Annotated in this window: 17 protein-coding genes; 5 read left to right on the forward strand and 12 right to left on the reverse strand. The window is 42.3% G+C overall.

Annotated elements, in window-relative coordinates; translation table 11 throughout:
- Positions 1-76: 76 nt before the first annotated feature.
- The 8 genes from AC1TO6_RS10410 to AC1TO6_RS10445 all read right to left on the reverse strand — a co-directional run bounded on the left by AC1TO6_RS10410 (position 77) and on the right by AC1TO6_RS10445 (position 7,971).
- Entirely contained in the window at positions 77-958 is an 882-nt protein-coding gene (locus AC1TO6_RS10410) for a DMT family transporter (protein ID WP_482101542.1), read from the reverse strand.
- Between the two features lie 61 nt (positions 959-1,019).
- Positions 1,020-2,027 carry an NAD(P)H-dependent flavin oxidoreductase gene (locus AC1TO6_RS10415; protein ID WP_482101543.1) on the reverse strand — a complete coding sequence of 336 codons (1,008 nt, stop codon included), beginning with the start codon at positions 2,025-2,027 and terminating at the stop codon, positions 1,020-1,022.
- 98 nt (positions 2,028-2,125) lie between these two features.
- On the reverse strand, positions 2,126-3,214 hold the full coding sequence (locus AC1TO6_RS10420) for a copper resistance D family protein (RefSeq protein WP_482101544.1): 1,089 nt from the start codon (positions 3,212-3,214) through the stop codon (positions 2,126-2,128).
- Complete coding sequence (locus AC1TO6_RS10425; RefSeq protein WP_482101545.1) at positions 3,211-3,759, reverse strand: copper resistance CopC family protein; 549 nt, start codon at positions 3,757-3,759, stop codon at positions 3,211-3,213. The genes AC1TO6_RS10420 and AC1TO6_RS10425 overlap by 4 nt, the downstream gene beginning before the upstream one ends.
- 343 nt (positions 3,760-4,102) lie before the next feature.
- Positions 4,103-5,266, reverse strand: coding sequence for a PstS family phosphate ABC transporter substrate-binding protein (locus tag AC1TO6_RS10430; RefSeq protein WP_482101546.1), 1,164 nt, complete (start codon positions 5,264-5,266; stop codon positions 4,103-4,105).
- Between the two features lie 247 nt (positions 5,267-5,513).
- The gene (locus tag AC1TO6_RS10435) at positions 5,514-5,708 is read right to left on the reverse strand and encodes a YwbE family protein (RefSeq protein WP_482101547.1); all 195 of its coding nucleotides are present in this window, start codon (positions 5,706-5,708) and stop codon (positions 5,514-5,516) included.
- A 3-nt stretch (positions 5,709-5,711) separates the two neighbouring features.
- Entirely contained in the window at positions 5,712-6,317 is a 606-nt protein-coding gene (locus AC1TO6_RS10440; protein ID WP_482101548.1) for a class I SAM-dependent methyltransferase, read from the reverse strand.
- A gap of 28 nt (positions 6,318-6,345) precedes the next feature.
- Positions 6,346-7,971: an amidohydrolase gene (locus tag AC1TO6_RS10445; RefSeq protein ID WP_482101549.1), complete on the reverse strand. Its 1,626-nt coding sequence runs from the start codon at positions 7,969-7,971 to the stop codon at positions 6,346-6,348.
- Positions 7,972-8,078: 107 nt separating this feature from the next.
- Here AC1TO6_RS10445 and AC1TO6_RS10450 point away from each other — a divergent pair, with 107 nt between their 5' ends.
- The 5 genes from AC1TO6_RS10450 to pstB all read left to right on the forward strand — a co-directional run bounded on the left by AC1TO6_RS10450 (position 8,079) and on the right by pstB (position 12,860).
- Entirely contained in the window at positions 8,079-8,519 is a 441-nt protein-coding gene (locus tag AC1TO6_RS10450; protein ID WP_482101550.1) for a YtoQ family protein, read from the forward strand.
- Positions 8,520-9,167: 648 nt separating this feature from the next.
- Positions 9,168-10,124 carry a PstS family phosphate ABC transporter substrate-binding protein gene (locus AC1TO6_RS10455; protein ID WP_482101551.1) on the forward strand — a complete coding sequence of 319 codons (957 nt, stop codon included), beginning with the start codon at positions 9,168-9,170 and terminating at the stop codon, positions 10,122-10,124.
- 88 nt (positions 10,125-10,212) lie between these two features.
- A complete protein-coding gene (gene pstC / locus AC1TO6_RS10460; RefSeq protein WP_482101552.1) occupies positions 10,213-11,151 on the forward strand; it encodes a phosphate ABC transporter permease subunit PstC in 939 nt (312 codons plus the stop codon).
- A 1-nt stretch (position 11,152) separates the two neighbouring features.
- Positions 11,153-12,025, forward strand: coding sequence for a phosphate ABC transporter permease PstA (pstA, locus tag AC1TO6_RS10465; protein WP_482101553.1), 873 nt, complete (start codon positions 11,153-11,155; stop codon positions 12,023-12,025).
- A 61-nt stretch (positions 12,026-12,086) separates the two neighbouring features.
- Positions 12,087-12,860 (forward strand): phosphate ABC transporter ATP-binding protein PstB, encoded by a 774-nt coding sequence (gene pstB / locus AC1TO6_RS10470; RefSeq protein ID WP_482101771.1) that lies wholly within the window; start codon positions 12,087-12,089, stop codon positions 12,858-12,860.
- Positions 12,861-13,027: 167 nt separating this feature from the next.
- Here the strand turns inward: pstB and AC1TO6_RS10475 are convergent, their stop codons facing one another.
- The 4 genes from AC1TO6_RS10475 to cdaA all read right to left on the reverse strand — a co-directional run bounded on the left by AC1TO6_RS10475 (position 13,028) and on the right by cdaA (position 18,410).
- Positions 13,028-14,632 (reverse strand): GGDEF domain-containing response regulator, encoded by a 1,605-nt coding sequence (locus tag AC1TO6_RS10475; protein ID WP_482101554.1) that lies wholly within the window; start codon positions 14,630-14,632, stop codon positions 13,028-13,030.
- Positions 14,633-14,872: 240 nt separating this feature from the next.
- Positions 14,873-16,222, reverse strand: coding sequence for a phosphoglucosamine mutase (gene glmM / locus AC1TO6_RS10480; RefSeq protein ID WP_482101555.1), 1,350 nt, complete (start codon positions 16,220-16,222; stop codon positions 14,873-14,875).
- Between the two features lie 39 nt (positions 16,223-16,261).
- Positions 16,262-17,581, reverse strand: coding sequence for a CdaR family protein (locus AC1TO6_RS10485; RefSeq protein ID WP_482101556.1), 1,320 nt, complete (start codon positions 17,579-17,581; stop codon positions 16,262-16,264).
- The gene (gene cdaA / locus AC1TO6_RS10490; RefSeq protein WP_482101557.1) at positions 17,574-18,410 is read right to left on the reverse strand and encodes a diadenylate cyclase CdaA; all 837 of its coding nucleotides are present in this window, start codon (positions 18,408-18,410) and stop codon (positions 17,574-17,576) included. Before cdaA ends, AC1TO6_RS10485 begins: the two co-directional genes overlap by 8 nt.
- Between the last annotated feature and the right edge of the window lie 35 nt (positions 18,411-18,445).

Here is an 18,445-nt window from a genome sequence, read left to right on the forward strand (position 1 = left end):
CCTCCTTTTATGTTTAAGCAAGAACACCGTGATTTCAGTCGTGGGAGGTTCATAGTTAGTAGACTCTGTGAACTATCTAGTTTTCTTCAATCAACTTCTTCTTTTTCAGAAAACGGAACTTTGTTTCCGAGATGATAATTGCAGCAAGGATAAGAATTGCACCGATGATCATTTTACCAGTCATCACTTCACTTAAAATGGCTACAGAAAATGCCATACCCCAAAATGACTCGGTGGATAGGATAATTGCAGCCTTCGTTTCTGTGATGAATTTCTGAGCCATTGTCTGCAATAAAAATGCAATTGTCGTGGAGAATACTGCCAAGTAAAGAAGTGGCAGCAACCCTTCCGTTTGCGCCGAAAAGGTCATTTCTCCTTTCGAAATAATTACGGTGCATCCAATGATTGCCGCTGCCAACATTTGAATAATTGTCAGTTGGACAGGGTCTTCCTCTTTTACAAACTTCGAAGTGTAGAAAATATGGAATGCAAATGCCACAGCGCAACATAACGTCAACAAATCCCCTATATTGATTTCAGATGAAAATTTAAGTGACAAAACCGCAACCCCAATGATTGCCAAGATTGCTCCGCTGAGTTCAAAGATGTCTATTTTCTTCTTATAGATGATGAACCCTATAAAAGGGACGATTACCACATTGACTGCGGTTAAAAATGCATTTTTCGACGGTGTGGTAAATTGAAGCCCCACGGTTTGAAGAACGAAAGCTATATAAAGGAAAACACCCAAAATCGACCCTTTTACGATTGTGCTTTTTTTTATTGACCTCAACCGTTTATGAAAAACAATCCCTAAAATAAGTACACCGATTAAAAAACGACCTGCCAAAATCTGATACGGCGTGTAGTGCTCCAATGCGACAGCACTTGCCACAAACCCGCTGCCCCAAATGATTGCTGTTATGATAAGCCCTATTTCCCCAATATATTTCCGCATGTAATCCACCGCCGCTTTTACACATAGTGTACCAAATCTGATTGGCTAATGGACGAAGTTGTTAACGAAACTGTTCAATAATTGCATTTATTTTCCCAGCGTTGCTGAGATGTACATTTTCACCTGCCCATAGGGACATGAATTCAGGTTTCCCTTGCAACGCTGCTAATTTCCGAATTTCTTTTGTCAACTCATGTTGAAATGGGTACGGCGCAATCGTGCTTTCTGCCATTTCGACTATAAACCGGTTGCTGATTCCGCGTGCTGTTTTACCGGAGAATGCCTTTGTTAAAATTGTACTGCCTTCTTGAGCTTCTAAAACGGCCTGTTTATACAGCGGATGAGCGCCGCTTTCATCAGTGGCAAGGAGGGCAGTTCCAATTTGGACGGCTTGCGCTCCGGCAGAAAGCATATCATCCATCATTTTTTTATTTGCTACACCGCCTGCCGCAATGACTGGAATTTTGACGGATTTAACTGCGTCGGAAAGCAATTCATCTAAAGGTGTCATTCTAAATTCACCGAAAAAAGACCCGCGATGACCACCCGCCTCACTTCCCTGCGCAACAACGGCATCCATTCCGAACTGCTCTGCCAGTTTTGCTTCTTCCACTGTTGTCGCTGTCCCGATTAAGAAGATATCGTTTTCCTTTAATAATCGCAAAGTTTTTTCATTCGGTAGACCGAAAGTGAATGAACAAATCTTCACACCTTCTTCTATTAATACCTGAACTTGTGCTTCAAATTCCGATTCTGAAAACGGTGTATTCCAAAAAGACAACCCGAGTTCAATTCCTATCGGTTTGAGTGCCTCATACGCTTGCCGCAATTGCTCTTCACTAGGCTCCACCTTTTCCGGAACAAACAAATTTACAGCATATGGCTTCCCGGTAAGACTTTTCACTTTGCGAATGAACTTCCGCGTCTCCTCCGCAGACAGATATCCAGCAGCGATCGATCCAAGTATCCCCGCCTCCGCTGACGCTGATACAAACTCCGGCGTCGTTACTCCCGCCATGGGCGCCTGGATAATCGGGTGTTTGATTCCTAACATTTCCGTTATATTCATTCGACTTACCTCCAGTCCTTCTACTTCAACGAAAGTTCCACTAATATCCTATATTCTAACGAAAAAAAGGCAGCTATGTCAGCTACCTCGCACTTTATTCATTGAATACTTAGAATTGATGCTAAATAACTTGAAAAGACGAAAAGAATGCTCAAGATGAATGTTACGATCACCGGGGCTTTCATGAGAAATGAGTACACAGTTAAAGAGACGAAAAGAATTGCTAACAATAGAAGAGAAAGACCTGTGGCATTTGCTACAAGTTCGACATTCATTCCCTGCTGAAACTGTCCTTGATAAAAGAAACTGAATAATTTTGAAGGTCCTTCACTTTTCAAGGTGTTTCCGCTAGGCGGTGATTGTTGGCCCAATGCAGCCGTTATCGAAAAAATGACTAGGATGAGTATACTTTCCACCCTTGTCCACGGGATTGGATTGAAGTCCTGCTTTTTAAGTAACTTATTTCTAATGAGTATGCTGTTGATCCCTGCATATACCAGTAGTGGAATAATCGTTAGGTGTTTTAGTAATAATAATTGACCATACGGCAACATCCATACATTTGTGTATTCAGTAAGCTCCACTCCGAATGTCATTAATATGATTCCTGATGCAGTAATGATAAGAAAGCAACTAATAGCAACAGGCGAAAACCATTTTAAGAAACTCAACCAGTTTGAATGATCTTTTGAAAACCAGCTAACCACCAGCAGAATTCCTACCCAAATACTCACTGCTGTAAAATGGCTTATATGCGTTAAGAATCCTTTGACTTGGTCTAGGGAGCTAGCGTGACTTGCCCAACCAATGCCCATAATTATCATGACAACAAAAACAATTCCTATATATGAGTAAACAGGTTTCTGACGATCATCAAACCAAACGATAAAAATGAACAGTATATTGACAACGAGAAAAATAAAAATCCACGCCTTGCCCACTTCAAACGTAAGAAGAACTCTTTGGAACGCTCCAGAAAAGCCCATATGCTCATACAGATACATGATTAACACTAAAACAGGCGCGAATGAGAAAACCGCGATGCCGATTGTAGCGATGATTTGTACTGCTCTCGGTATGTTTACCTCTGGCCTGTGAGAACTCGGCACAAGTGCTATCAGGAAACTACCTATAAGAAGCGACACACAAAGATATAAAAGAGTTTCACTAACAATTACCATTATCATTTACTATTTTTTCTCCTTAACCCTACAAAAATCCCTACAATGATTGCAACTAGTCCAATAACGATTACAGGAATGAGGTACGAAGGTAATTGGCTTTGTTCATTTGTTTTAGTATTCTCGACATCTTCCAGAGGTGCTCCATCTTGGCTTGCATCCTGTGAATCATCTTCAATTTCAGCCGGCATTTCAGATCCTGGAACAATTACGGTAAAAGAAAACTCTCCTTGAATCGGATGACCGTCTGCACCAATAATGTTCCAAACTGCAGTATAGTCTCCATTTACTAAGGCGTTTGGAAGGCTACCTGTCATTTGCGTGTCTTCAATGATTATATCTTCAACAGGGATAGACTGACCATTTGAATCACTTACTTCCAACGTACCGCCTTGCTCTATTTTCCCTTCGAAGGTTAAGGCAATTTCACGCAATTCCTCTGTAACAATCCCTCCATTTTCAGGAGAAGACGTGTCTAACCCTGTATGTGCCAAAGCTTTGTTAGTAAGAACAAACATGAAGGCAAATGTAATGAGTACAATTTTTTTCACTATGATTCCTCCTAAAATACTAGTTGATAATACTAAGTTTTAAAAAACTTGAAGATAGACTAATTAAGTTCAGTATAAGCCCTCTTTGTGAGGAATTAATGATGTGTTTAAATTCATTATACTGGTAATATTCAACTTATCGGATTAAACCATTATCCGTCCTATCGCTATTTCCAAATGAAAACCACAACCTTGCGGACTGTGGCAGATTTTAAAATATATATGTTGAAATAAAGAATCCTACAAACAACGCTTGGCGATAGGGGATACTTCTTACGGTAAACCGGCTACCCCAGTAGACACCTTAATTATTAGTTCAACTTATAGCTGCTTTCTCTTTTCATCACAGAATCGGTACATACCCCGTCTTCTCAACAATTTCCTGACCTTGATCAGACAAAATCCATTGAATGAATTCATCGAGATGCGGGTTGTCACTTCCTGCGGTCACTGCATAAATTTCGGCTGTAATTGGATACTCCCCCGATTGGATTGTCTCCGCAATCGGTTCAATTCCCTCTACTTGTAGCAAACGAATTTTATCGTTTTGGATCATTTCTGTAGAATAATAACGGAATGTGAAGCCGATTGCGTTGCTGTAGTTTGTATAAGCTGACACTTGGTCAATGATACCGCCCATCAGGTCTATCGTATTTTCCTTAGGAGAATCCATAATTGTCACATCACCCATCAAGTTTTGAAGTGCAGTCTGACTACCACTATCTTCGGGTCGCTGGAAAGCACGAATTGCTCGTCTTCTTCCACCTACTTCTTTCCAACTTGTTATTTCTCCGGCATAAATCCCTTTTACTTCATCCAACGTCAAGCTTTTCACAGGGTTTTTGGCGTTGACAAAAAAGACAAAAGCTTCTTTACCGATTGGTGTCAATTTCAGTTCTTTGCCTGCTTGTTTCGCATCTTCCATTTGTTTGGCAGAAGGACCTGCTACAAAAATGATATCCGCGCTTCCGTCGATCAATTTTTCGTATGCCACGTTAGTCATGTTCGACATTACTTCACTGCTATATAAGTCGTATTCTTTTTCAGGATAGACTGCTTGTGCGAATGCCGCATACATCGGATAGAGTGCGGTCGCACCATCCATAACGGGTAAGTCACCTTCTAGCCTCAAAGTCGCCGGCACATCCAATTTCACCGCATTCGTACCAATTACAAAAGGCGTATACGCATGTAAATCCACTTCCACATTGTCCACACTATCCAGTGTCTGTTTATACATATCCGGAATTACCTTGGATAACGTAACAATTGCGATAATTACCATCACTAAGTAAAACTTTTTCTTTCCGGCAGCATGCTTCATCCAACCGAATGTTTTAAACGTGATTAGAACCAATACAACTACATACGTAGCAATGATAAACGGAATTGCCACATTCATGCCCGCAAGTAAAAATATTAGTGCTATAAAAGCTGATGGTAAAGCTAGTAGAAACGCAACAGCAGTTATGAGTATGACTCTTCTAACTACACTTCCCGATTTCAATTGAATCCTCTCCTTTTAAGGAATTGTTAAATTTCTCTTTACGTATACTTACAAACTATTACTATCGTGACGTTTAATGAATGCGTCAAGATGCAAATTATCACTGTCGGCAGTGATAGCGTATGACTCGTTCGTAATTGGTTTGTTTTGTACCACTCTTGATGGTTCGTCCCAACCTGAATATTCACCTAAAAAGGATAACTACGCGCATTAATAGACTGCGCATGGTTATCCTTTTTGACCTTTCTTATGACAAAATCTCACAAACCCGTCCGACTTGTCCGTCTTCCAAGCGTACTTTAATGCCATGTGGGTGAAAGCTTGAGTTCGTCAGTAAATCTTTCACGACACCCTCTGTCTTTGTGCCCGACCGTTGATCTTTTTTCAATATGACTGCCACTTTTAAGCCTGGTGTTACATCTGCACGATTTTGTCCATTCATAAATTATTCTTCCTCTCTTTTTTGAAACATACTTTGTACGACGTGTGCGGTCCCAGAATGTAGCTGACCTTCCACGCGATTGACTTCTCCAATATGAAAGTGTTTGACGAAGTAACCGTCGAAGTGCTCGAGCATTTTTACAGGATCAGAAAGCATTTCTACATTGCGCGGGCCGCCTGTTCCGTAACTTAGCTGTTCTATCGTATACAATTCACTAATATAGTAGCCGCCTGGTTTCAACGCTTTTTTTATCCCTGCCAAGGTGCGCTCCATAACGATTTTCGGAAAATGACCAAAAATGTGGACGATGGCATCCCACTGTTCGTCTTCCCACAGTACATCCGCCAAGTCTTGCAGTTCCGTTTTTACAACGACACCTTTTTCATCCGCCAACTGTTTTGTCTTCTCCAGTCCTGCCGGTGCATAATCCCAAGCCGTCACATTGAAGCCGAGTGATGCCAGGTAAACCGAGTTGCGCCCTTCACCTTCTGCGATACACAGGACTTTTCCTTTTGGCAATTGCTGTGCCATCTCCACAAGAAATCCATTCGGTTCTTTACCGAAGATGTATTCATTTGCTGAAAACCGATCGTTCCAACTGTTCGTCATTCGTCAGACCCCTTTTATTAGGTTGCTTCTAGCTTACCACATTGTTCGCTAGGTTTAAGGGAGCATCATGATTGATTGCCGCTGACGGGCCTATATACATCACTTCACCCGCAACAACGGTCATCACAACGTTCGCCTCTAACATCTTTTCCGCTTCCACTTGGAATAAATCCCTGTCCAGCACAGTGAAATCAGCATCAAATCCAGGCACAAGCTTACCGCGGACATCCGCTTTGCCAATTGTGCCCGCACTCCCAGTCGTAAACAGACCAACTGCCTCATAGCGGCTTAGTTTTTCATCAGGCAAATAGCCTTCGTGGGTTTCCCCAGGTTTCCTCCGCGTCACCGCTGCATAAATGCCAAGTAATGGATCAACCTCTTCAATCGGTGCATCCGAACCACCTCCGCAAATGAATCCGCGGTCGAGTAGCTTTTTCCACGCATAGGCCCAGTTAAGACGATTTTCCCCTAAACGGTCCATGACCCAAGGAAAATCAGACGATACAAACACCGGTTGAATATCTAAGATAATCGGCAGCTTTTCCATCCGTTCGACAAGATCTTCGCGCAATACGTTGACGTGGATAAGCCGATCGCGTTTGCCAGTAGGTACTGGGTACTTCTCGATCGCATCGAGTGCTTTTTCAACGGCTGCATCCCCGATGACATGGGCAGCGATTGCTTCCCCATTTTCTCGTGCGAGCGCCACCAGCGCATCGATTTCCTCATCTGTCACGACTGTCATACCGGACGTTTCCGGCGTATCCGCATACGGTTTGCTTAACAATGCTGTTTTACCACCAAGCGCCCCATCTATGAAAAACTTCATCTCGCCAGGATCTATCCAAGGTTCATTATAAATGGCTTGTTCTTTCACCAATTGCTCGAAAACAGTTGACCGCCGCAATAGATGTGCACGGAATTTCTTTTGTTCACCGATGACGTTCTTGAACGCTTGCAGCGGGTTTTTGTAGTCACCATAATACCCAAGGTCATCTGTCACGCCCCCTGTCAGCCCAAGTGACAGCAAATCATCGACTGACTTTTGTAAGGCCCGTGTCAATGATTCTTCCGTCGGCTCCGGAATTAGGGCGAGTACAATCTCCTGCGCTCCTTCTTTCAAGTAGCCTGTTGGTTCCCCGCTTTCATCGCGCATAATGACACCGTCTTCGGGATCTACTGTATCTTTTGAAATACCTGCTAGCTCAAGCGCTTTCGAATTGGCGAGCGCCGCGTGCCGGCACGTCCGCTTTAAAATCATAGGGGAATCCGTCACCTTGTCCAATTCATACCGTGTAAATATCTTTTTATCTAAGAAGTTGTTTTCGTTCCAACCTTCACCGACAAACCATTCGTTTGATTTCAAATCCGGATACGCGTTCATCAGCTTGTCCATCATTTCATCAGCGGATGAAGCCTTCGATAGATCCAGACTTAGTAACTTTTCGCCGTGACCAATCATATGCATATGACTATCGACGAATCCTGGATACAGAACGGAACCTTGTAAATCTATTGCAGTATCTGCTAGTACTTTTAAATCCTCATACGCACCAACTGCTCTAATCTTACCGTTTTCTGTGAGCAGCGCCTCAACTTGGCCGCCTTCTTGTTCCATTGTATACATTGTGCCGTTATACCAAAGTGTTTTCATCCAAATTCCCCCTATCTCTATAGGTATAGTCTAAACTTTCGGTCATTAGTGAGCAACATTTTGAATATCAATGTTACAATTAAGACTAATGATTAGGAGGGATTTAGTTGAGATTAACTGTTTACCTGGCAGGGGAAATTCATAGTTCATGGCGCGAGGAAGTGAAGATGAAAGTTGCGGCACTTAATTTGCCAATCGATTTCGTCGGTCCCATGGAAGATCACGACCGTTCTGATAACATCGGGGAAGATATTCTAGGCAAGCAGCAAGATGCAATTTCCAAAGATGCAGCGGCATCGAGCTTTAACAATTTGCGCACTGAGCTATTGATGAAGCAAGCCGATCTTGTCATCGCTTTATTCGGGGAGAAATATAAGCAGTGGAACACCGCCATGGACGCGAGTGCCGCCGTCGCGTTTGGCAAACCACTTATCCTTATTCGCAATGAAACACATCATCACGCACTGAAGGAATTATCCCGCAAAGCAAACGCCACCGTCGAAACGGTCGATCAGGCTGTAAAAGCATTGCATTATATTTTCGAATGAACCTATACCTTCATACGGGCTGCCCCTCTCAAGGGCTTGCCTTTTTTTGCGTTTAAGAAGGTTTACAGAAGTTACCATTTTAAATAGACATACGAAGACATTCCAAATTACCGATCTAGTTATTCAATAGAAATGGTGTTTAACCTGCTAGGGTAATGGGTATCTGAATATATAATTCGACAATTAAGATGACTATTCTCCAAGAAATTATACGGCCACGTTCGGCTCGAAAAAGTTATTTCATCTTGAAGAAAATGATTTATCATTCGAACAGTGGATAAATAATTGGCAATGGCACACTATACCTGTAAGGAAGAAAATGCGACCATGAAACCGCAGTTTTCGGTAACGTATACGTCAACTAGCTATTGTTGGATCACTCATCAGGGCAGAAATTCTGATCCTCAGAAGTCCCTAGATTCATCCAGAGATGACTGTGTGATGTGGATATCTACTTACATACACATTCTTTTGAATGATTTCTACACCAACCATACATGTCAAAAGACCGATCATATAACCTTGCGCGCCAATCATATAGACCTACGCCCCATTTACAAAACCTTTACAATGCCTTCACACATCCTCAACATTTCACCTCTATCATATGAGTTGTAGTTAAAACACACTTTAGGGGGACAACAACAGATGAAGAACTTTAAGTTTCTAGCAACACTTGGACTTGCAAGCTCGATTTTCCTAGCAGCTTGTGGCGGTACAGATACAGGAAATACAGATACGGACGGAAGCAGTTCTTCCGATAACGATACTCCTGCACTAAGCGGTAGTGTAGCAGGTGACGGATCGTCAACAGTTGCACCAATCATGGAAGCGATTGTTGAAGAATATGCACAAGCTGAAAAAGACGTTAAAGTTTCTGTAGGTGTTTCTGGTACTGGTGGCGGATTTGAGAAATTCATCGCTGGTTCAACAGACTTTTCAAATGCATCCCGTCCAATTAAAGATGAAGAGAAAGCTAAGCTTGAAGAAGCAGGCGTTGACTATACTGAACTTAAAATTGCAAACGATGGTTTAACAATCGTTGTTAATAAAGAAAACACTTGGGTCGATTCACTAACTGTTGAAGACCTTAAGAAAATGTGGGCAGAAGATGGAACAGCAAAAAAATGGTCTGACATCAACCCAAGCTGGCCTGAAGAAGAAATCGTCTTCTATTCACCAGGTACAGATTCTGGAACATATGACTACTTCAATGAAGTTGTCTTAGAAGATACTGATCTTGTAAAATCTGCAACACTTTCTGAAGATGACAACGTCCTTGTAACAGGCATTAAAGGCGACAAAAATGCAATCGGATTTTTCGGATATGCGTATTATGAATCAAACAAAGATGCTTTGAATGCAGTATTGATCGATGGTGTTGAACCGAACGCTGAAACAATCGAGTCCGGCGAATACACACCGTTCTCACGCCCGCTATTCGTTTATGTTAGTAACGAAGCAGTAAAAGAAAAAGAAGAAGTTCGTAACTTTATGGAATTCGTTATCGACAACTCAGCAGCAATGGCAGAAGCCGTCGGTTATGTACAACTTCCTGATGCAGACTACGAAGAAGCACGTAAAACATTAGATGCTATAAAATAATAACCTAACTTTATTCACCCTATAAACATTCCCGGCTGCCCCGCATTGTAGGGGCAGCCATCACACTTTCAAGTAGGAGGTCCATCGATTGACTTCATTTAAACCGACAGAAAAGATGCGGACACGCGATGTCATTGCTGCTGCCAAGAAGAAAGAGCATTTCGGAAAAATCATTCCCCATCTCTTACTCGCTGTTACCTCTGTTGCTGTACTTGCGACATTTGGGATCATTTACACATTGCTGAAAGAAACATTTATCTTCTTTCAAGAAATAAAGATAACTGACTTCCTTTTCGGCACAGAATGGGCACCTTTCTCCAATGCTGATCAGCTATTCGGGGTACTTCCCTTAGTACTCGGTACATTAAAAATTGCAGCCGTCGCACTTATCATCGGGGTCCCTTTCGGTCTTGCATGTGCGATTTTCCTCAGTGAATATGCATCACCCAAAGTCAAAAAATTTACCAAACCAATTATTGAGTTACTGGCTGGTATTCCAACGATTGTTTACGGATTCTTCGCATTAGCAGTCGTGACACCATGGCTTCAGTCATTCATTCCACAATTAAAGTTATTTAACGCACTAAGTGCTGGTATTGTTGTCGGCATTATGATTTTGCCAATGATTATCTCACTTTCGGAAGACGCACTTTCTGCTGTTCCTGATTCATTCCGCGAGGGGTCTTATGCACTTGGTTCTACTAAATTTGAAACAGCTATCAAAGTCGTCTTTCCAGCAGCGATTTCCGGAATTGCCGCATCCATTATCCTAGCAGCTTCACGTGCTGTTGGTGAAACAATGATTGTTTCTCTTGCTGCCGGTTCCACACCGGTATTTAATATGGACTTTACGGGTTCCATTCAAACAATGACTTCCTACATCGTTCAAGTCGCAACTGGTGACGCAGGTTATGGGACTACAATCTACTATTCCATTTACGCTGTCGGCTTCATGCTGTTCCTGTTCACGTTCGTTATGAATCGGGCTGCTTTATACATCAAGACGAAATACAGGGAGGAATACTAATATGGACCGCGTTCTCCTATCAAAAACAAATCGCCGTCTATCCAAAGACTCGGCGATGAAATGGCTGTTTGGTGCAATTGCCGCTGCAGTGCTAGGTATCACTTTCTTCTTATTTTACGGTATTGGTGCAGATGGTGTCGATCGGTTAAACCTTTCATTCTTTACGAATTTCGGTTCCCGTTTCCCTGAAAAAGCGGGCATTAAAGCAGCACTTGTCGGTACACTTGCCCTCATGTCCGTTGTTATTCCGGTATCCATGTTCTTAGGTCTGTGTTCGGCTATTTACCTTGAAGAGTATGCTAAAAAAAATAAATGGACATCTTTTATTGAAATGAATATCAGTAACCTTGCCGGAGTTCCTTCTGTCGTCTTCGGACTTCTCGGATTAACTGTTTTTGTTCGTGCATTATCCCTTGGCAACAGCATCTTAGCTGCTGGATTGACGATGAGTCTGCTAATCTTACCCATTATCATTGTCGCTACTCAGGAGGCTTTGAGATCGGTTCCAGATACACTTCGAGAAGCTTCCTACGGTATGGGCGCAACGAAATGGCAGACAATCATTCATGTGATTATCCCATCAGCAATCGGTTCTATTTTGACGGGCAGTATCTTATCCTTCTCACGTGCCATCGGTGAAACAGCACCGCTTATTGTTCTGGGGATTCCGGTTATTGTTCAATTCCTACCAACTGGTCCACTCAGCACATTTGCAGCGCTACCCATGCAAATTTACGATTGGGCAAAACGTCCCCAACCCGAATTTGCGGATACGGCTTCAGCAGGTATTATCGTCCTGATGGTCTTGCTTATTACCATGAACGGAATTGCCATCTACTTTAGAAACAGATCTCAAAAAAAGCTTCAAAATTGATAGGAGGATTATGATGACAAAAACACTCATCCGAACGAATACAGATGCCAAGTTACGAGTCATGAAGAATGAAAATTGGACAAAAGCGGTTTATGAAACAAACGGTTTAAATCTTTGGTATGGTACGGCGCACGCACTTAAAAATGTCGACTTGTCCATCAATGAAAAAGAAGTAACAGCAATTATCGGGCCATCTGGTTGCGGTAAATCAACTTATTTAAAAACATTAAATCGGATGGTAGAAAATGTAGGTGACGTTACGATTTCCGGTAACGTTACATTTATGGGCAATAATATCCTGGGTAAATCAATGCCTGTTGAACTGCTTCGTTCTAAGGTTGGTATGGTATTCCAAAAGCCAAATCCTTTTCCAAAATCAATCTATGAAAACGTTGCGTATGGACCTAAAATTCACGGTATCCGCAACAAAGCCATGCTAGATATTATCGTAGAAGACAGCTTGCGTAAAGCGGCTTTGTGGGATGAAGTAAAAGACCGTCTTAACAAAAGTGCATACAGTCTTTCCGGCGGTCAGCAACAGCGACTCTGTATTGCGCGCTGCCTCGCAGTTGACCCGGAAGTTATTTTAATGGATGAACCGACGTCAGCATTAGATCCAGTATCCACTCACAAGGTAGAAGAATTGATTCGCAATATCAAAAACGATGTGACCATTACAATCGTTACACATAACATGCAACAAGCATCGCGTATTTCTGACCGTACTGCCTTTTTCTTAAACGGTGAAATCGTAGAATGCGACCGCACTTCTACCCTATTCAGCACGCCCACTGACGAGCGTACGGATGACTACATTAACGGTAGATTTGGTTAATCATAAAGTGATACGCAATCAGTGGGGCTCATCCCCACTGTTTTTTTGTTTGAGATTTAAGTGGTGTTTCAAGAGGGCATCCTCGATAATGCAGGGAAAATAGAAAAGGTCAACTGTACATTAGTGACTACTACACTAATGTACAGTTGACCTTTTTCATTCGCTTTCTAATTGAATAACCTGTTTGTCAATTGCTGTATACGGGACAGTACATCTGCGGGTTTGAATGGTTTCATGATGTAATCGTCGGCCCCTAACCACAAGGCCGCCTTAATATCAGAGTCGCCTGTACGCGCAGTCATCATGGAAACCAGGATGTTTTTTTCAACCTTTTCACGTTTTAATCGACTCAGGACCTCAAGCCCGTCCATTCCTGGCATAACGCCATCCAGGAGTACAATATAATGTGCTTCCGGACTATACCAATCCGCTTCAAGAAAAGTAAGCCCATCCGAGAAAACTTGTACAGAAATATCTATGTCAGGAATCGTCCATTCCATTAGCTTCTCTTGAAGCATTATTCGGATTAACGTGTCATCGTCTACAATAATTATATGTAATTTCCGATTCACATGAGACTTTCTTTCATCAAAAATAACGGTTTGGTTACGACCCGTGCGTTTTGCTTCGTAAAGCGCTTGGTCTGCGGAGGATATGAGTTTCTCTACATCATTATCGTATGTCGCAACTCCCGCAGAAAATGTAACAGAAAAAGATTTGCCTGCTTCCTGAAAGACAATTTCATTAAATGATGTCCGAAGTCTTTCCACAAATTTAGCGGCGTCAACGGATTCCACACCAGACAATAGTATAATGAATTCCTCTCCCCCATACCTGAATACATCATCCGTTTCCTTTTTTTCTGCCTTTAACACTTCTCCTAATTTTCGGAGCACTTCATCTCCGGTCAAGTGACCATACATGTCATTCACTTGTTTGAAATGGTCAAGATCCATCATGACACATGAGAAAGGAATAGCCGATTGGTTATACCTTTCCGTAAAAAAATGAATTCTGTTGTCAAAATGCCTGCGATTCCCTACCCCTGTGAGTCCATCCGTGTAAACCGACTTTCCAATCGACTTCCTGATTTCATCCCGGTTAAACAAGTAAGGGATGAAGACCTCGCTGTCAATCGGCTTGGCAATAAAGTCCATTGCACCTCTTTCAAATGACCGCATCCTGTTTTTCCGCGATCGATCGACGCTCGTAATCATCATCGTCACTTGCCGCGCATTGGCGGTGTCTTTTATTTGATCAAGAATTTCAAATCCACTCATATCCGGCAGCTTTAGGTCAATGAGTACAAAATTGGGACGCATTGAATAAAACTGCTCTATGCCCCTCTTACCATTCATAGCAATGATTACCTGTGCGCCCATCGTCTCAAGAAGCTCTTTCACAAAGGCAATGAACTCCAATTCACTATCGATAATCAGTACAAATGTTTCTTCGTCGAAACGGTTACGGTATACCTCTGGGAAATTGAAGTTGTCTTCTTCTCCTGTACCATCCAAAAAGCTCTTAATCCTGTTACTAAAATTCCCGAGCGATGGTACAGGAATTTTACTGTCATTTCCAAATGATATAGTTTCAAGTTGAGAAGCACAAAAGTCAGAGAGTGCTTTCAATCCTAGTGAATCTGTTGTCCCTTTTAGTATGTATAAAAAGTCATAAAGTTGACCTTCTGCAATAAAACCCATTTTGCCCCATTTCGCTAAAGTCATCTCAATCCATTCGAGAAGCATCTGGCGAGAACTCTCTTGACTCATTGTTTTTTGTACCCCCCTGTTAAAAAATGAATCTATATTACCCAGTTATGAACATTATAGTCTATAAAATCACCTCCAACAATTGATATCAAAATCATAGAGTATAAATAAATTGACTACTTGGCACTCCATCAGGAGGCGGCGCATAGGATGTGATATTTCTAGTCTTCCCTTTCGGTATACTTAAATAAAAAAGGAAACACCCTAGATTTAGGTGTTTCCAATCAATTTTTCCGTTAATTATTCCGTTCCCATTTCTTCACGCACTACATCAACAATCCTGTCGACAAGGCGAACACACTCTTCTTCGTTAGGTGCTTCCACCATGACCCGGACGAGTGGCTCAGTACCAGATGGCCGTACAAGTACGCGACCGTTTCCAGCAAGCTCTTTCTCCACATCCGCTATTACTCCTGCAACCCGTACATTGTCGGTTACTGCATGCTTATCCAGTACGCGTACGTTCACGAGTTTCTGTGGATATATTTTCATTTCAGCCGCTAGTTCAGATAGCTTCCGTCCAGTAATCTTCATAATGTTCACAAGTTGAAGTCCTGTGAGGAGACCATCGCCAGTCGTATTATAGTCATGGAATATAATATGACCGGATTGTTCTCCGCCCAAATTATAATTCCCTTTTCTCATTTCTTCGACAACATATCGATCTCCAACTGCGGTTTGCACACTTTTCATGCCGTGATCTGAAAGTGCTTTATAAAAGCCTAGATTGCTCATGATAGTCGATACAATCGTGCCTTGTTTCAAACGGCCTTCCGAGTTCAGATGGCGGGCAATGATGAACATGATCTGATCACCATCAACAACCTCTCCGTGCTCATCTACTGCAATAAGGCGATCCCCGTCCCCATCAAAAGCCAAGCCGATATTAGCACCTTTTTCAACAACGAGTTTTGCCAATACTTCTGGATGTGTTGAACCGACACCGTCATTAATATTTAAACCATTCGGCGAAGCGCCCATCGTTGTGAGGTCTGCATCAAGGTCAGCAAACACATGCGTCGCCAGTGTCGACGTAGCGCCGTGTGCACAATCGAGTACAACGTGAATTCCTGCGAATTCTTCATCGACTGTCTGTTTCAAATACTGAATGTATTTATGGCCGCCTTCAAAGTATTCCGTAATCGAACCAACTGCTGCTCCCGTCGGACGTGGCAATGTATCTTCCTGTTCATTTAACAATTTTTCAATTTCTTCTTCTTGTTCATCCGTCAGTTTGTAGCCGTCAGCACCAAAGAATTTAATGCCATTGTCTTCGACTGGGTTATGTGAAGCTGAAATCATAACTCCGGCCTGGGCGTTCATGACACGTGTCAAATAAGCGACCCCCGGTGTACTGATAACCCCTAGAGTCATCACTTCAACCCCCGTTGATAAAAGACCCGCAATTAGCGCATTTTCAAGCATGTGACCAGAGATACGAGTGTCCCTTCCAACAAGTACCTGTGACTTCCCTTGGAATTCTTTCGTTAACACATGCCCTCCAAATCTTCCTAGCCTAAAAGCAAGCTCCGGCGTCAATTCTTTATTTGCAATCCCACGAACACCATCGGTTCCGAAATACTTTGTCATTTTCATTCTCCTTTTCAATCCTATCCATTCAACTGAATGTCAGGCAAGTTCAATTTGCATCGTTACTTCTTTATCGGAAATTTCCCATCGTACATCTGAAGGGCCTTCTACTACTATAGGCAGAATTTGTTCCCCTTCATCCGTCGCTCCCGACGCGTCGACATAGATAGTGAAATCTGAACTCTTTAATGCATCGATTACATTTTGTTCTGCAGTGACAGTCAATACGACTAACCCGTCTGCCGGCTTAATAAATGAACTGGTGAATTTCTCGTCCAATCCCTGTACCGCAACGCGAATATCGCGTAAATCTTTCGATGAGACTTTCACATCCTCGTCCGGTTTCGGTGTGCTAGCGGCATCATCTGTTTCTTCCAAGTCATCCGGATTGGTCTCTTCTAAATCTGATTCTGAATCCGGATTCGTTTCATTAGCCGCTACTTTTACTTTGATTTTATCCAACGACATCCCTGAAACGCCTTTAGGTTTTTTCAACTCAAGATCCAACGTTTCAGATTTCTTCACTTTAGATACATCCACATCTACGATGAATTCTTTGATTTGATCCAGCACTTTACGTGACCCGAATAAGCTAATTGATTTGTTATCAGTCGCAATAGAATCGACAGTTACACCTTCAGCGGGAGTCCCTTGCAACTTAAGTATGATTGGCACTTCTTTACTGTATTCTGCAATCTCGACTTTGACATTTACTTGTTCAGGTACAATTGTCACATTCAGCTTCGTCAAATCCTTGTCCAACACACGGACCCTAGTTTCCTGCTCGAATGTCTTGTTAATTTCTTTGTCCCCCGTAATCGAGGCTTTTACAAAACTGATGGATTCAATCACGCTCTTGGCACCTGTCACTTCGATTGTTGTTGGATCAACATCTATTTTTACAACATGGAAGTTTTCTGCGAGCAAACGCTCATTCATTTCAGGGTCAACGCGGAATGACTGTGTTATCTTTTCTTCAATAACAACGTCGATTTCCGCAGGATCAATCTGTACGTCCAGCTTTTCGGAAATATTTTCATGTTGGATCTTGACAGTATGTTTACCCATTGGCAAACTCGACAAGTCAACCCGTAGTGTAAAATCTTTTACTAACTTCGTTGATTGTACAATATTTGCCGGACCTTCAATTGTCATATTGACCGTTTCTGGTACTCCGGTGACAACAAGGTTTTCGTTGTCATAATAAACTTCTACATTCACGTCACGAATGCTGTCTCTCGCATCCCCAACCGCTTTGCCATTGGAGTTCTCTTCCGCTTGCACGAAGAAGAAAAAGATGAGTGCAAGGATTAAGGCTGTGGAGCGAAGAAACCATGGTCTATCCATAAACTTATCCATTATTTCTCCTCCTCCACTTCCAGATAGAAGATTCTTTCAGTTCAGGAGTTGAACCAAACCATACTCTTTTCAGTCGTTCTTCAAACTCCTCCATTTCAAGATTCCGATCAATATCTCCATTCGCAGTTAAACTGATCGCGCCCGTTTCTTCCGACACGATAATTGTCACGGCATCCGTTACTTCACTAATTCCGATTGCCGCTCTATGTCGAGTCCCGAGCTCTTTTGAAATGAACGGGCTCTCTGACAATGGTAAGTAACAGCCTGCCGCCGCAATTCGGTTACGCTGTATAATCACTGCACCATCATGGAGTGGCGTATTCGGGATGAAAAGGTTGATAAGAAGTTCCGAGCTAATCGCGGAATCCATACGAGTACCGGTTTCAATATATTCACTTAACCCCGTTTCCCTTTCAATGGAAATGAGTGCACCAATTCTACGTTTAGCCATATAGCTAACCGATTTCATGATTGCTTCAACGAGACGTTCCCGCTCTTCCTCTTCCTGTATATTTGTCCGAGCGAATAGTCGTCCTCGTCCCAGTTGTTCAAGTCCACGCCTGAGCTCAGGTTGGAAGATGATGATGATTGCCAAAAATCCGAACGGGAGTACTTGATCCATTAAAAATCTGAGCGTATCAAGACCGAAAATGTCTGTCAGAAATCGAACGATGATAATCACAAATATCCCTTTTAAAAGTTGAACGGCTTTCGTTCCTTTTATAATCGTAATCAGTTTATAAAAAACAAACCAGACTAGAAGCACATCTATGATATTAATAAGTGCCGCTACTGGACTGAAATCAATTAATTCTTGCCATTTGGGCATGTGCTCCGCCTACCTTCACAAACAGTTTCTTATGC

The sequence above is a fragment of the Sporosarcina sp. Y352 genome, assembly GCF_056786535.1.

Excerpts from the sequence above, each read along its gene's own strand:
- AC1TO6_RS10410 (WP_482101542.1), bottom strand. The coding sequence starts at position 958 with ATGCGGAAATATATTGGGGAAATAGGGCTTATCATAACAGCAATCATT.
- AC1TO6_RS10415 (WP_482101543.1), bottom strand. The coding sequence starts at position 2,027 with ATGAATATAACGGAAATGTTAGGAATCAAACACCCGATTATCCAGGCG.
- AC1TO6_RS10420 (WP_482101544.1), bottom strand. The coding sequence starts at position 3,214 with ATGATAATGGTAATTGTTAGTGAAACTCTTTTATATCTTTGTGTGTCG.
- AC1TO6_RS10435 (WP_482101547.1), bottom strand. The coding sequence starts at position 5,708 with ATGAATGGACAAAATCGTGCAGATGTAACACCAGGCTTAAAAGTGGCA.
- AC1TO6_RS10440 (WP_482101548.1), bottom strand. The coding sequence starts at position 6,317 with ATGACGAACAGTTGGAACGATCGGTTTTCAGCAAATGAATACATCTTC.
- AC1TO6_RS10445 (WP_482101549.1), bottom strand. The coding sequence starts at position 7,971 with ATGAAAACACTTTGGTATAACGGCACAATGTATACAATGGAACAAGAA.
- AC1TO6_RS10455 (WP_482101551.1), top strand. The coding sequence starts at position 9,168 with ATGAAGAACTTTAAGTTTCTAGCAACACTTGGACTTGCAAGCTCGATT.
- pstA (WP_482101553.1), top strand. The coding sequence starts at position 11,153 with ATGGACCGCGTTCTCCTATCAAAAACAAATCGCCGTCTATCCAAAGAC.
- pstB (WP_482101771.1), top strand. The coding sequence starts at position 12,087 with ATGAAGAATGAAAATTGGACAAAAGCGGTTTATGAAACAAACGGTTTA.
- AC1TO6_RS10475 (WP_482101554.1), bottom strand. The coding sequence starts at position 14,632 with ATGAGTCAAGAGAGTTCTCGCCAGATGCTTCTCGAATGGATTGAGATG.
- glmM (WP_482101555.1), bottom strand. The coding sequence starts at position 16,222 with ATGACAAAGTATTTCGGAACCGATGGTGTTCGTGGGATTGCAAATAAA.
- AC1TO6_RS10485 (WP_482101556.1), bottom strand. The coding sequence starts at position 17,581 with ATGGATAAGTTTATGGATAGACCATGGTTTCTTCGCTCCACAGCCTTA.
- cdaA (WP_482101557.1), bottom strand. The coding sequence starts at position 18,410 with ATGCCCAAATGGCAAGAATTAATTGATTTCAGTCCAGTAGCGGCACTT.